This window comes from Streptomyces pimonensis, from assembly GCF_041380215.1.
In the GTDB taxonomy this organism is placed as follows: domain Bacteria; phylum Actinomycetota; class Actinomycetes; order Streptomycetales; family Streptomycetaceae; genus Streptomyces; species Streptomyces pimonensis.
On the sequence record NZ_JAHWZY010000002.1, the window covers coordinates 23,981 to 37,949 of the forward strand.

A 13,969-nucleotide genomic window follows, 5' to 3' on the forward strand; every position below is an offset into this window, starting at 1 on the left:
CCGGTCAGGTTCGGCGCCCGATCCTCGACCCCAGCCACACCAGCGGGTCGTACTTGCGGTCCACCGCCCGTTCCTTCAACGGGATCAGCGCGTTGTCCGTGATCCTGATCCCCTCGGGGCAGACCTCCGTGCAGCACTTGGTGATGTTGCAGTAGCCGAGGCCGTGGTCGTCCTGGGCCGCGCGCCCCCGGTCCAGGCCGGCCTCCCCGGCCGCGTCCAGCGGGTGCATGTCGAGTTCCGCGGCCCGCATCAGGAAACGGGGACCGGCGAACGCCGGCTTGTTCTCCTCGTGGTCGCGGACCACATGGCAGGTGTCCTGGCACAGGAAGCACTCGATGCACTTGCGGAACTCCTGGGACCGGTCCACGTCCTCCTGCATCATCCGGTACTCGCCCGGCCCGACTCCTTCCGGCGGGACGAAGGCCGGGACCTCCCTGGCCTTGGCGTAGTTGAAGCCGACGTCCGTCACCAGGTCGCGGATCACCGGGAAGGCCCGCAGCGGCGTCACGGTGACCGTCTCGTCCCGCTCGAACACCGACATGCGGGTCATGCACAGCAGCCGGGGACGCCCGTTGATCTCCGCCGAGCACGAACCGCACTTTCCGGCCTTGCAGTTCCAGCGCACGGCGAGGTCGGGGGCCCGGGTGGCCTGGAGGCGGTGGATGATGTCGAGGACCACCTCGCCCTCGTTCACCTCGACCGCGAAGTCCTCCAGGCCACCGCCCCCGACGTCCCCGCGCCACACCTTGAAGCGGGCCTCGTAGCTGCTCATTCGTAGAGCTCCTCCTCGGCCAGGTACTTGACCAGCTCCTCCTTCTCGAAGAGGGCGAGCAGGTCCGGGCGGATGGGTTCGGTGGTCTCACGGGTGAGGGCGATCCGGCCGCGCGCCGGGTCGGTGGCCGCGGGACCGTCCGTGGGATCGGCGAGCGCGCACAGCAGGTTCACGTTGCGCCAGGAGCGGTCCATCCCGGAGTGGTCCTCCCGGGTGTGCCCGCCGCGCGACTCGGTGCGCTCCAGCGCCGCCCGGGCCACGCACTCGCTGACCAGCAGCATGTTCCTCAGGTCGAGGGCGAGGTGCCAGCCCGGGTTGAACTGCCGGTGCCCCTCGACGCCGGCCCGGCGGGCCCGCAGGCGCAGCTCGGCGAGCTTCTCCAGGGCCTGCGCCATCTCGTGCTCGCGGCGGATGATGCCGACCAGGTCGTGCATGGTCTGCTGGAGTTCCTGGTGCAGGGTGTACGGGTTCTCCGGCGGTCCCCCGGCGGTCCCCCGGCGGTCCCCCCGCCCTCCGCGGAGAACGGGCGCAGGGCCTCCGCGGCGGCCGCGTCGACCTGCGCGTCGTCCACGCGGGGCCGCGCGGCCGCCGCCCCGCTCGCGTACTCGGCCGCGTACCGGCCCGCCCTGCGTCCGAAGACCAGCAGGTCGGACAGGGAGTTCCCGCCGAGCCGGTTGGAGCCGTGCATCCCGCCGGCCACCTCGCCGGCCGCGAACAGCCCCGGCACCCCGCGCGCCGCCGCCGAGTCGGAGTCGACGGCGACGCCACCCATCACGTAGTGGCAGGTCGGCCCGACCTCCATCGCCTCCGCCGTGATGTCGACGTCCGCCAGCTCCTTGAACTGGTGGTACATCGACGGCAGCCGCCGCTTGATGACGTCGGCCGGCATGCGCGTGGACACGTCCAGGAAGACCCCGCCGTGCGGGGAGCCGCGGCCCGCCTTCACCTCGGCGTTGATCGCGCGGGCCACCTCGTCGCGGGGGAGCAGCTCGGGCGGGCGCCGGTTGTGGTCCGGGTCGTCGTACCAGCGGTCGCCCTCCTCCTCGGTCTCGGCGTACTTCTCCTTGAAGACGTCCGGGACGTGGTCGAACATGAACCGCCTGCCCTCGGAGTCGCGCAGCACCCCGCCGTCCCCGCGCACCGACTCGGTGACGAGGATGCCCTTCACCGACGGCGGCCAGACCATCCCGGTCGGGTGGAACTGCACGAACTCCATGTTCAGCAGCGGAGCCCCGGCCAGCAGCGCCAGCGCGTGCCCGTCACCGGTGTACTCCCACGAGTTCGAGGTCACCTTGAACGACTTGCCGATCCCGCCGGTCGCGATCACCACGGCGGGCGCCTCCAGGACGAAGAAGCGCCCGGACTCCCGCTCGTACCCGAAGACGCCCGAGACCCTTCCCCGGCCCTCGGCCGGGGGGACCCCCGCCCCGCTCCGCCCGCCGTCCTCGAGCACGCGCGTCACCGTGCACTCCTGGAAGACCTTCAGCCGGGACTCGTGGTCCCCGGTCTCGCGGAAGTCCTCCTGCTGGAGCGCGACGATCTTCTGCTGGAGGGTGCGGATCAGCTCGAGACCGGTGCGGTCGCCCACGTGCGCCAGGCGTGGGTACTCGTGACCGCCGAAGTTGCGCTGCGAGATCCGGCCGTCCTGCGTCCGGTCGAACAGCGCGCCCCAGGTCTCCAGCTCCCACACCCGCTGCGGCGCCTCCCGGGCGTGCAGCTCGGCCATCCGCCACTGGTTGAGGAACTTCCCGCCGCGCATGGTGTCGCGGAAGTGGACCTGCCAGTCGTCCCCTGCGCTGGCGTTCCCCATCGCCGCCGCGATGCCGCCCTCGGCCATCACGGTGTGCGCCTTGCCGAACAGCGACTTGCAGATCACGGCCGTACGGGCGCCCCGCTCGCGCGCCTCGACGGCGGCCCGCAGGCCCGCGCCGCCGGCCCCGACCACGACGACGTCCCACTCCTGTCGGTCGACCACGGACATCGGTCAAGCCCCCCAGCTAGAAGAAACGCGGATCGTCGAAGACACCGGACGCGACGAGGTACACGTAGAGGTCGGCGAGCGCCACGCTCAGCAGCGACGCCCAGGCGAGCTGCATGTGCCGGGCGTTCAGCCGGCCCACCCACTGCCACATCCGGTAGCGCACCGGATGCGTCGAGAAGTGCTTCAGCTTCCCGCCGACGATGTGCCGACAGGAGTGGCAGGAGAGGGTGTACGCCCAGATCAGCGCGATGTTGACCAGGAACACCAGGGTGCCGAGCCCCATGTGCCCCCAGGCGTAGTGCTCGTCGCGGAAGGCGAGCACGGTGTCGTAGGTCAGGATGCCGGCGACCGGGACCGCCGCGTAGAAGAAGTACCGGTGGACGTTCTGCAGGATCAGCGGGAAGCGGGTCTCCCCGGTGTACTTCCCGTGCGGCTCGGCCACCGCGCAGGCCGGCGGGGACGCCCAGAAGCCCCGGTAGTAGGCCTTGCGGTAGTAGTAGCAGGTCAGCCGGAAGCCGAGCGGGAAGACCAGGATGATGATCGCCGGCGAGATGCCCCACCAGCTTCCGAACAGCTCCCAGTTCGGCCCTCCCCTCATCGGCTCGCAGTTCTCCGCGAGGCACGGCGAGTAGAACGGCGAGACGTACGGCGCCGCGTAGTAGTCGGCGTTCGCGAAGGCCCGCCAGGTCGAGTAGACGACGAAGGCGAGCAGCCCGGCCGCGGTGGCGGCCGGGGCCAGCCACCAGCGGTCGGTCCGCAGGTGCGGGGCGGCGATCGCGGCGCGCGTACCGGTTCTCACACCGCCGCTTCGGTGACGGGGTCCCGTGGCGGGAGGTTCCGTGCCAGTGGCCACTTGTCCACTCCGGTAGGGGTCGGGGGCGCCGTGATCGGCAGGGGTCAGGGGGCACGCCGGTCGCGGGCGCCGAGCCCCTCGTCGTCCGTGTCCACCCACAGCGAGGGGTCGTACGGAGTGTCGGAGATGGTCACGAGATCGGGGCGTCTGTGCGGGGCAGCGCCGGTGGCGGCCGTCTCCCGCAGCAGCGCGACGCTCTCGCACAGGTGATCGGTGTCGGTGCGGACGCGGCGCATCTCCAGGCCGCCGCCGCCCAGCAGCTTCTCCAGGCGGCCCACCGACCGGACCAGGTCGTCGAGACAGCGCTGGACGGATGTCAGTTCACCGTGCACGGACATGACGTGACCTCACTTCCACGGGCCCTTCCGGCCCAAGGCGTCGACGTTCATGCGCCTGAGAATGTCGCGCGTCACACCTTGCGCTGTGAAGGGATGTGCATCGATTGGCCGAGGCGTACGGGTGCACCGGACGGTGCTTTGCGCCGCACGGGTGGGCTTGCCGTCCGTGGTCGCCGTGTCGCCCCGGGTTGCCGAACCCTTTCCTCTTCAGTGGGCCGCATCCATCGGATGAGCTCTAAATACCACCAAAAGTGATCGTAACGCCCGCGGCTTCCCGGAGGTACTCAGAGATGTCCCACGACGGCGTCGGCCCGCGCGCGGCTCCGCGCTCGGTCGCCTTCCTCACGGCGGGCGTGCTCGCGGTGCCCGCGCTGGCCGGATGCGGCTCCGAGGACCCGGCGGGCAAGCCCCTCGCGGGAGCGGACATCGCGCGCGCCGACCGGACCCTGATCGCCGACGGGGGCACCCTGCGCTGGGCCGTGGACACCGTCCCGGACACCCTGAACACCTTCCAGTCGGACGCCGACGCCACCACCACCCGGATCGCCCAGGCCGTCCTGCCGTCGATGTACCGGACGGACGGCCGGGGCCGGCCGGTGCGCAATTCCGACTACCTGGAGTCCGCCGAGGTCGTCGACACCGAGCCCAGGCAGGTGGTCCTCTACCGGCTCAACCAGCAGGCCGTCTGGAGCGACGGCCGCGAGATCGGCGCAGCCGACTTCGCCGCCCAGTGGCGCGCCCTGTCCGGGAAGGACACCGCCTACTGGACCGCCCGCAACGCCGGCTACGACCACATCGAGAAGGTCGAACGGGGCCGGAACGACCTCGAGGTCAAGGTCACCTTCAGCCGTCCCTACGCCGACTGGAAGTCCCTGTTCACGCCGCTGTACCCGAAGGAGGTCATGGGCGCCCCGGACTCCTTCAACGACGGGGCCCGCAAGAAGCTCAAGGTCACCGCCGGACCCTTCACGGTGCAGAAGGTCGACACCGAGGGGGACGAGGTCACCCTCGCCCGCAGCACGCGCTGGTGGGGCGATCCGGCGAGGCTTTCCAAGATCGTGCTGCGGGCCGTGCCCCTCGACAAGCGGATCCCCGCGCTCGCCGCCGGCACCGTCGACCTGGCCGAGGTCGCCCCGGACGCCGCCCGCCGCATCACCGCGGCCGCGCTGCCGCGGGGCGGGAACGGACCGCTGGCGGGCCCCGCCGCGGACCGGTCCGCCGCGGACGCGCTGCGCTCCTGGGCCGTCGCCAACGGCTCCGACGAGGAGGCCGCCGACGAGGAGATCTCCGCCCGCGAGAAGCTGCGCGAGAAGGCCGCGGAGCACGCCCGTCAACAGAAGGCCCTCGGCGGCTTCGAGGTGCGCAAGTCGCTCGAGCCCGCCTACACCCAGCTCGCCCTCAACGGCGTCGGCGGTCCCCTCGCCGACGAGCGGGTCCGCCGCGCCGTGGCCCGGGCGCTGGACCGCGAGGCCATCGCCCGGGCCGTCCTGGAGCCGCTCGGCCTGCCCGCCGAGCCCCTCGGCAGCCACCTCGCGCTGTCCGGCCAGGCCGCCTACGCCGACGGCAGCGGAGCCCTCGGCGAGCAGGACGCCAAGAAGGCGCGGGCGCTGCTCGCGGAGGCCGGCTGGGAGCCGGGCGGGCCGGTGAAGAAGGAGAAGGACGAGGAGGAGGCGGCCGGCTCGGAGGGGGACGACGGGAGCGAGTCCGAGGGCGGCGACGACGGCACGTACATCGTCGGAGAGGACGACGGGGGCAACGGGGACGGCGAGGGCGACGACAAGGCCCTGCGGGACTCCGGCACCGGGCAGCTGAAGCAGGGCGGTGCCCCCGGCGCCTACGCCCCCCGGGGCACCGCCGCCCCGGCCCGGGCCGGGAGCGCCCGCGTCGCCAAGGACGGCAAGGCGCTCACCCTCCGCTTCGTGGTGCCCTCGGGGCCGGGCTCGGGCACGCTGCGCACCGTGGCCGACCGGATCTCGGCGATGCTGGAGCGGATCGGCGTCGGCACCAGGATCTCCGAGGTCGACGACGCCGGCTACTTCAAGGACCACATCGCGTCCGGCGAGTACGACCTCGCCCTGTACTCCTGGCCCGCGACCGCCTACCCCGCCACCGACGCCCGCCCCGTCTACGCCAAGCCGGTCCCGGCCGCGGACGGCTCCCTGAACGTGGAGCAGAACTACACCCGCGTCGGCACCGACCAGGTCGACCAGCTCTTCGACCAGGCCGTCACCACACTCGACGACTCCGAGCGCCGCGCCCTGCTCCGCAAGGCGGACTCCCGCATCTGGGCGGCGGCCGGCTCCATCCCCCTCTACCAGCGACCCCAGCTCACCGCCGCCCGCAGGAACCTGGCCAACGCCGGCGCGTTCGGTTTCCGCACGCCGGTGTACGAGGACATGGGCTTCCTGAAGAAGTCCGCACAGGGGCCGACGGGCGCCCCGGGCGGGCGGAGCGCCGGGGCGCCGGCCGGCGACTGACGCGCACACGCGCGAGCGGCACGTCCCCTGCCGGGGACGTGCCGCTCGCGCGTCCGGGTCAGCCGTGCTTGGCGCGGCTCGCGGCGCGGGCGCGCTCGCGGGCGTCCAGGTTCACCTTGCGGATGCGGATCGCCTCCGGGGTGACCTCCACGCACTCGTCGTCGCGGCAGAACTCCAGGGACTGCTCCAGCGACAGCTTGCGCGGCGGGACGATCGACTCGGCCACGTCGGCCGTGGACGACCGCATGTTGGTGAGCTTCTTCTCCTTGGTGATGTTGACGTCCATGTCGTCGGAGCGGGAGTTCTCGCCGACGATCATGCCCTCGTACACCTCGGTGCCGGGCTCGACGAACAGCACGCCGCGCTCCTGGAGGTTGGTCATCGCGAATGCGGTGACGGCGCCGGCGCGGTCGGCGACCAGGGAGCCGTTGTTACGGGTGGTGAGCGTGCCGAACCAGGGCTCGTGACCCTCGTGGATGGAGTGCCCGATGCCCGTGCCGCGGGTCTGGGTCAGGAACTCCGTGCGGAAGCCGATCAGACCGCGGGAGGGCACCACGAACTCCATGCGCACCCAGCCCGAGCCGTGGTTGGACATGTTGTCCATCCGGCCCTTGCGGACGCCCATGAGCTGCGTGACCGCGCCCATGTGCTCCTCGGGGACGTCGATGGTCATGCGCTCGACCGGCTCGTGGACCTTGCCGTCGATCTCCTTGGTGACCACCTGCGGCTTGCCGACGGTGAGCTCGTAGCCCTCGCGGCGCATCTGCTCGACCAGGATGGCCAGCGCCAGCTCGCCGCGGCCCTGCACCTCCCAGGCGTCGGGGCGGTCGGTGTCCAGGACGCGGAGCGAGACGTTGCCGATCAGCTCGCGGTCCAGGCGGTCCTTGACCTGGCGGGCGGTGACCTTGCGGTCCTTGACGGCCGCCTTGTTGTCGGCGCCCTTGCCGGTGCCGCCGCGGCCCACCAGCGGGGAGGTGTTGGTGCCGATGGTCATGGAGATCGCCGGCTCGTCCACCGTGATCAGCGGCAGTGCGACCGGGTTCTCCTGGTCGGCCAGGGTCTCGCCGATCATGATGTCCGGGATGCCGGCGACCGCGCAGATGTCACCGGGGCCGGCCTTCTCGGCGGGCTTGCGGGTGAGCGCCTCGGTCATCATCAGCTCGGAGATGCGCACGTTGGAGACGGACCCGTCGCGCTTCATCCAGGCGACCGTCTGCCCCTTCTTCAACTCGCCCTGGTGGACGCGGAGCAGGGCGATGCGGCCGAGGAAGTTGTCGGCGTCGAGGTTGGTGACATGGGCCTGGAGCGGGGCGCCCTCGTCGTAGGTGGGGGCCGGGATGTGCTCCAGGATCGTGGAGAAGAACGGCTCCAGCGAGTCGGAGTCGGCCGGGACCGTGCCGTCCTCGGGCTTGGTCAGGGAGGCCACGCCGTCCCGGCCGCAGGCGTAGACGATCGGGAACTCGATCTGCTCCTCGTCGGCGTCCAGGTCGAGGAAGAGGTCGTAGGTCTCGTTGACGACCTCGTCGATCCGGGCGTCCGGACGGTCCGTCTTGTTGATGCAGAGGATGATCGGCAGCCGCTGTTGGAGCGCCTTGCGCAGCACGAAGCGGGTCTGCGGCAGCGGGCCCTCGGAGGCGTCCACCAGCAGCACCACGCCGTCGACCATCGACAGGCCGCGCTCGACCTCGCCGCCGAAGTCGGCGTGGCCGGGGGTGTCGATGATGTTGATCGTGATGGGCTCCCCGCCGTCCTTGGGGTGGTACTTCACCGCCGTGTTCTTGGCGAGGATCGTGATGCCCTTCTCACGCTCCAGATCGTTCGAGTCCATCATGCGGTCGTCGACCTGGTCGAGCTGGTGCGCGGCGAAGGCGCCGGCCTGCTTGAGCATGCCGTCGACGATGGTGGTCTTGCCGTGGTCGACGTGGGCGACGATGGCGACGTTGCGGATGTCGTGGCGCGTGGCCATATAAGGCGTACTCCCGGAGTGCTGAGGAACGCCCCGCACGAGCGTCTGTGGTGTGCGGGTCCTGCCGGGCTGGACATGCCTCGGCCTCACCCCATGGTACGGGGCCGCCGCGAGGTCCGCCCTCGCGAGCCCTCGGGCCGTCTGCTGCTCCTGGGAGACGGGAGGTCCCGTTCGAATATCGGTGCGCGCGAACGCGTTTCGGACATGTAAACAAAAAAATGTTCTTGATTGTCCGAATTGCCGGTTTACCTCTGAAGGTGTCAAGCGCGCGTAGGTGTCAATCTTTGCAATTTTCGCTCAAAATATGAACGGTAGGGAGATCCCTATGTCTTCCGCCCTTGACGCGCGTTGACTATCTTGGCGAAAGTTCCCCCAAACCACAGAACCTGCCGGTATCTGTGCTGCGCTCAACTCTCCAACCCCCCGGGGGACGAACACGATGACCAGTCCAATCAAGGCCGAGGACTCCGGGTCCACGGCTGTCTTGGACCCTGAGCTCGCGGCGACCGCCGAAAACACGGCCGTCAAGGGCGTCAAGCAGCCCGAGGGTCGTTCCCCCGGCCAGTTGATGTGGCAGCGCTTCAAGCGCGACCGTACCGGAGTCGTCTCCGCGTGTGTGGTGATTTTCTTCTTCGTGGTCGCCGCGTGCGCCCCGCTGATCTCGAAGGTGTACGGCAAGGACCCCTACACCCTCTACGGGCAGGAGAACCCGGAGCTCCTCGACCTCTTCACCATGCCGGCGAAGCCCTTCGGCGGCATCGACGGGGAGTTCTGGTTCGGCGTCGAGCCCGGTCTGGGCCGTGACGTGTTCACGCAGCTGATCTACGGCATCCGGACCTCGCTCGCCACGGCGCTGGTCGCGACGCTCCTGATGACGGTGCTGGGCGTACTGATCGGCCTCGCCGGCGGCTACTTCGGCGGGAAGATCGACTACTGGCTCGGCCGGATGACCGACTTCTTCATGGCCCTGCCCAGCCAGCTGTTCTTCGTCGCCGCGATGCCCGTCATCACCACGGTGTTCGTCGCCCCGGACAAGGAGACGCCCACCTACGTGCGCACCTGCGCGATCATCATCGTGCTGTCCTTCCTGGGCTGGATGAGCATGGCGCGGATCGTTCGCGGCGCCACGCTCTCCCTGCGCGACCGGGAGTTCATCGAGGCGGCGCGGATCTCCGGGGCCTCGCCCTGGCGCATCATCCGCAAGGAACTGCTGCCCAACATCGTCACGCCGACGCTGGTGCAGGCGACGCTCATGCTGCCCTCCACCATCCTCAGCATCGCGTTCCTCTCCTTCGTGGGGGTGGGCTACGTCGAGCCCACGCCGGACTGGGGGCGGATGTTCTCCATCGGCGCCCGCATCGTGGAGCAGGACCCGTACTACATGCTCTTCCCCGGAGTGGCCATGGTGATCTTCGTCGTGGCCTTCAACCTCCTCGGCGACTCGGTGCGGGACGCCTTCGATCCCAAGACGGGGCGCTGAGCCCACAAGGGAAGCCCCCACCCTCCCGCTCGGCCGGTTCCGGCGCCGTACGGCCCGGCTCCGGCCACGTACCAGCAGTGCCCACTACTCACAGGCAGGTGGATCCGTCCTCATGAGCATCTTCCGTAACCGTGCCGCCACGGCCGCGATCGTCGCGGTCGCCGCCGGCGCCCTGACTCTCACCGCCTGCGGTGGCGGCGGCAGCGACAGCCCCGCCAAGGACACCAGCAAGAACAAAGAGGACGCCAAGTCGCAGTCGAAGCCGGTGCAGATCGGTGACGTGAAGGCGTCGAACGGTCCGGCCGCCGAGGTCCCGGGCGCCCAGCCCGGCGGCACCATGACCGTCTACCAGGAGGACGACTTCTCCCACCTGGACCCGGGTCAGATCTACGTCTCGGACGGCAAGCTGCTCAGCCGCCTCATCTACCGCGGTCTGACCCAGTACTCCGAGGACGACCAGGGCAACCTGACCGTCGTGGGTGACCTCGCCACCGACGCGGGCAAGTCCTCGAACGGCGGCAAGACCTGGACCTACACCCTGAAGGACGACCTGAAGGACGAGAACGGCAACCCGATCAACTCGGCGGACATCCGCCACACGGTCGAGCGCCTGTACGCCTCGTTCATCACCGACGGTCCGACCTACCTGCAGCAGTGGCTGTCCGGCGCCGGCACCACCTACCGCAAGGCGTACGAGGGTCCGTTCAAGGGCAAGCACCTGCCGGACGACGTCCTGGAGACGCCGGACGACAAGACGGTCGTCTTCCACTTCAAGAACGCCCAGCCCGACCTCCCGCAGATGCTGACCATGCCCGGTTACAGCATCGTCCCGGAGGAGACGGACACCAAGGAGAAGTACGACACCGACCCGGTCGCCACGGGTCCGTACAAGATCGCCGACTTCAAGCCCGGCAAGTCCATGAAGCTGGTCAAGAACCCCGAGTGGGACGCGAAGTCCGACTCCGTGCGCCACCAGTACGTCGACGGGTTCGACATCTCGATGAACCACGACGACGAGGACCAGACCAAGACGCTCCTGTCCGACCAGGGCGAGGCCAAGAACGCGATGATGTTCACGGGCCAGGTCGCCACCACCCAGCTGCAGAAGGTGGTGAGCGACAAGGAGGCCATGAAGCGCACGATCCAGGGCTACGCGCCCTACGTGTGGCAGCTGAACTTCAACATGGACCGCGTCAAGGACAAGAAGCTCCGTGACGCCATCACCCTCGCCATGCCCTCCACCTCGGTCTTCAAGGCCGACGGCGGCGCCTACGGCGGTGAGGTCGCCAACTCCCTGACCTCGCCCACCACCCCGGGTTACGACGAGTCCTTCGACCCGTTCAACCGCCAGAAGAAGCCCAACGGCGACATCGAGGCCGCCAAGAAGCTGATCAAGGAAGGCGGCTTCGAGGGCAAGAGCCTCGTCTACGCCTACGCCAACACGCCGGTCCGTCAGCAGCAGGCCGTGCTGATCACCGACGCCCTGGAGAAGATCGGTCTCGACATCCAGAAGAAGGAGATCGACAGCGCCACCTGGTACGAGCAGGTCGGCAAGGTCAAGAACGGCTACGACCTGTACATGACCGGCTGGGGCCAGGACTGGCCGTCCGCCTCCACGGTCGTCCCGCCGCTCTACGACGGCACGCAGATCCAGGACGGTGCGTCGAACTACTCGCACATCAACGACGACCACGTCAACTCGGAGATCCAGCGCATCCTGAAGATCACCGACACCGCCGAGGCCACCAAGGCGTGGAGCGAGCTGAGCGAGTACATCGCCAAGGAGGTCAACCCGGCCGCCCCGATCTACTACACCAAGGTCTTCCAGATCTTCGGTTCGAACGTCGGCGGCATCCGCTACAGCTCCGACTCGAGCTACGTGGACGTCACCCGGGTCTTCCTCAAGAAGTAACCGCCAGACCGGGATCCCGGTGGTGGGCGCGCGGCGGAGCGCCCCCCACCGGGCCCCGGACGTTTCCCAGCCTCCCCCTCCGAATTGCCGCCGTCCTGAGAGCAGCTTCCAGCCATGCTTCCCTTCCTCATTCGCCGGACATTCGGCGCGGCGCTGATCCTGGTGTTGATCAGTGCGTTCACCTTCTTCATGTTCTTCGCGATCCCGCAGGACCCGGCGATGCTGGCCTGTGGCAAGAACTGCACTCCGGACGCGCTGGAGATCATCCACAAGAACCTCGGCCTCGACCAGCCGGTCACCGTCCAGTACTGGAACTTCCTGATCGGCATCTTCACCGGCCGTGACTTCGCCGTCGGCTACTGCGACGCCCCCTGCTTCGGCGTCTCCTTCGCCAACGACCAGAACGTCTGGGACACCATCCTCGACCGCTTCCCGCTGACGCTCTCGCTGACCATCGGCAGCCTGCTGGTCTTCCTGATCGTCGGTCTCGGCGCCGGCATGCTCGCCGCCAAGTACCGCGGCACCTGGGTGGACAAGACCTTCAGCTCCGGCTCGCTGGTCGTCAGCTCGATGCAGATCTACTTCCTCGGCCCGCTGGTGCTGCTCGCCCTGGTCTACAGCACGGGCTGGCTCGACAAGCCGAAGTACGTGCCTTTCTCCGAGGACCTCGGCGGCTGGTTCATGGGCCTGCTGATCCCCTGGTTCGTCATGGCGACCATCTTCACCGCCAACTACACTCGTATGAGCCGGTCCTCGATGATCGAGCAGCTCCAGGAGGAGCACGTCAAGGCGGCTCGCGCCAAGGGCATGTCGGGCAACTTCGTCTTCTTCCGCTACGCCTGGCGCGGCTCTCTCATCCCCATCATCACCATTCTCGGCATCGACCTGTCCTCGCTGCTGTCGGGCGGCATGGTGACGGAGCTGACGTTCGGTCTGGCCGGCCTCGGTCGGCTCGCGCTGGACTCCGTCGTCAACAAGGACCTGCCGATGCTGATGGGCGTCATGCTGGTCAGTGCCGCGCTCATCATCTTCTTCAACCTGATCGTGGACGCTCTGTACGCCGTCATCGACCCGCGCGTGCGCCTGTCCTAGGAGAACCCACCGTGACCACTCAGACCAAGCCCGAAGAGGCTCCGGCCGCCGCCGCGGGAGAAGCCTTCCTCTCGGTGCGCGACCTCAAGGTCCACTTCTCCACCGACGACGGCATCGTCAAGGCGGTGGACGGGCTCTCCTTCGACCTGGAGCGCGGCAAGACCCTCGGCATCGTGGGCGAGTCCGGCTCCGGCAAGTCGGTGACCAACCTGGCCGTGCTCGGCCTGCACAACCGCAAGAAGACCGCCATCGACGGGTCGATCACGCTGGACGGCCAGGAGCTGACCACGGCCGGCGAGAAGCAGCTGGAGACGCTGCGCGGCAAGAAGATGGCAATGATCTTCCAGGACGCGCTGACCGCGCTGTCGCCGTACTACACGGTCGGCCGTCAGATCGGTGAGCCGTTCATGAAGCACACCGGCGCATCCAAGAGGGACGCCCGGGTGCGCGCCATCGACCTGCTCCAGAAGGTCGGCATTCCGCACCCGCAGCAGCGGGTCGACGACTACCCGCACCAGTTCTCCGGCGGTATGCGGCAGCGGGCCATGATCGCCATGGCGCTCTCCTGCGACCCGGACCTGCTCATCGCCGACGAGCCGACCACGGCGCTCGACGTGACGGTGCAGGCGCAGATCCTCGACCTGCTCAAGGACCTGCAGCAGGAGTTCGGCTCCGCGATCATCATGATCACTCACGATCTCGGTGTGGTCGCCAACATGGCCGACGACATCCTGGTGATGTACGCCGGCCGCGCCGTGGAACGCGGTTCGGTGCGCGAGGTGCTCAAGTCGCCGCAGCACCCGTACACCTGGGGTCTGCTGGGGTCGATGCCGAGGCTCTCCGCCTCCGTCGACGAGCCGCTGATGCCGATCCCCGGATCGCCGCCCTCCCTGCTCAACCCGCCCTCGGGCTGCCCCTTCCATCCCAGGTGCGGCTTCACCGACAAGGTCTCGGGGGAGCGTTGCTCGGGCGAGCGCCCGCTGCTCGGCCCAGGGCGCGGAGCCGCCTGCCACCTGACGGCGGAACAGCGGCAGCAGGTGTTCATCGAGACGATTCAGCCCCGGCTGGGCTGAGCGGAAACCGGCGACTGGGGCATCA

General features: G+C 69.1%; 9 protein-coding genes and 1 pseudogene. 5 read left to right on the forward strand and 5 right to left on the reverse strand.

Translation table 11 applies throughout. The annotated features are described in order from the left end of the window. Positions 1–4: 4 nt before the first annotated feature. The 4 genes and pseudogenes from KYY02_RS02660 to KYY02_RS02675 all read right to left on the reverse strand — a co-directional run bounded on the left by KYY02_RS02660 (position 5) and on the right by KYY02_RS02675 (position 3,944). On the reverse strand, positions 5–772 hold the full coding sequence (locus KYY02_RS02660) for a succinate dehydrogenase/fumarate reductase iron-sulfur subunit (RefSeq protein ID WP_371235749.1): 768 nt from the start codon (positions 770–772) through the stop codon (positions 5–7). Then, positions 769–2,753: pseudogene (locus KYY02_RS02665) on the reverse strand (fumarate reductase/succinate dehydrogenase flavoprotein subunit). The gene KYY02_RS02660 and the pseudogene KYY02_RS02665 overlap by 4 nt, the downstream one beginning before the upstream one ends. A 16-nt stretch (positions 2,754–2,769) precedes the next feature. After that, complete coding sequence (gene sdhC / locus KYY02_RS02670) at positions 2,770–3,606, reverse strand: succinate dehydrogenase subunit SdhC (RefSeq protein WP_371235750.1); 837 nt, start codon at positions 3,604–3,606, stop codon at positions 2,770–2,772. A gap of 44 nt (positions 3,607–3,650) precedes the next feature. Continuing rightward, the gene (locus tag KYY02_RS02675) at positions 3,651–3,944 is read right to left on the reverse strand and encodes an Rv0250c family protein (RefSeq protein WP_371235751.1); all 294 of its coding nucleotides are present in this window, start codon (positions 3,942–3,944) and stop codon (positions 3,651–3,653) included. Between the two features lie 290 nt (positions 3,945–4,234). On the opposite strand from KYY02_RS02675, the gene KYY02_RS02680 reads away from it, so the two are divergent. Next, positions 4,235–6,421: an ABC transporter family substrate-binding protein gene (locus KYY02_RS02680; RefSeq protein WP_371235752.1), complete on the forward strand. Its 2,187-nt coding sequence runs from the start codon at positions 4,235–4,237 to the stop codon at positions 6,419–6,421. 58 nt (positions 6,422–6,479) lie between these two features. Here the strand turns inward: KYY02_RS02680 and typA are convergent, their stop codons facing one another. Continuing rightward, complete coding sequence (gene typA / locus KYY02_RS02685) at positions 6,480–8,387, reverse strand: translational GTPase TypA (protein ID WP_371235753.1); 1,908 nt, start codon at positions 8,385–8,387, stop codon at positions 6,480–6,482. 439 nt (positions 8,388–8,826) lie between these two features. On the opposite strand from typA, the gene KYY02_RS02690 reads away from it, so the two are divergent. The 4 genes from KYY02_RS02690 to KYY02_RS02705 all read left to right on the forward strand — a co-directional run bounded on the left by KYY02_RS02690 (position 8,827) and on the right by KYY02_RS02705 (position 13,944). After that, positions 8,827–9,867 carry an ABC transporter permease gene (locus KYY02_RS02690; protein WP_371235754.1) on the forward strand — a complete coding sequence of 347 codons (1,041 nt, stop codon included), beginning with the start codon at positions 8,827–8,829 and terminating at the stop codon, positions 9,865–9,867. Positions 9,868–9,979: 112 nt separating this feature from the next. Continuing rightward, on the forward strand, positions 9,980–11,779 hold the full coding sequence (locus tag KYY02_RS02695) for an ABC transporter substrate-binding protein (RefSeq protein ID WP_371235755.1): 1,800 nt from the start codon (positions 9,980–9,982) through the stop codon (positions 11,777–11,779). A gap of 114 nt (positions 11,780–11,893) precedes the next feature. Next, positions 11,894–12,871 (forward strand): ABC transporter permease, encoded by a 978-nt coding sequence (locus tag KYY02_RS02700; protein ID WP_371235756.1) that lies wholly within the window; start codon positions 11,894–11,896, stop codon positions 12,869–12,871. Positions 12,872–12,882: 11 nt separating this feature from the next. Beyond that, a complete protein-coding gene (locus KYY02_RS02705) occupies positions 12,883–13,944 on the forward strand; it encodes an ABC transporter ATP-binding protein (protein ID WP_371235757.1) in 1,062 nt (353 codons plus the stop codon). The last annotated feature ends 25 nt before the right edge of the window (positions 13,945–13,969 follow it).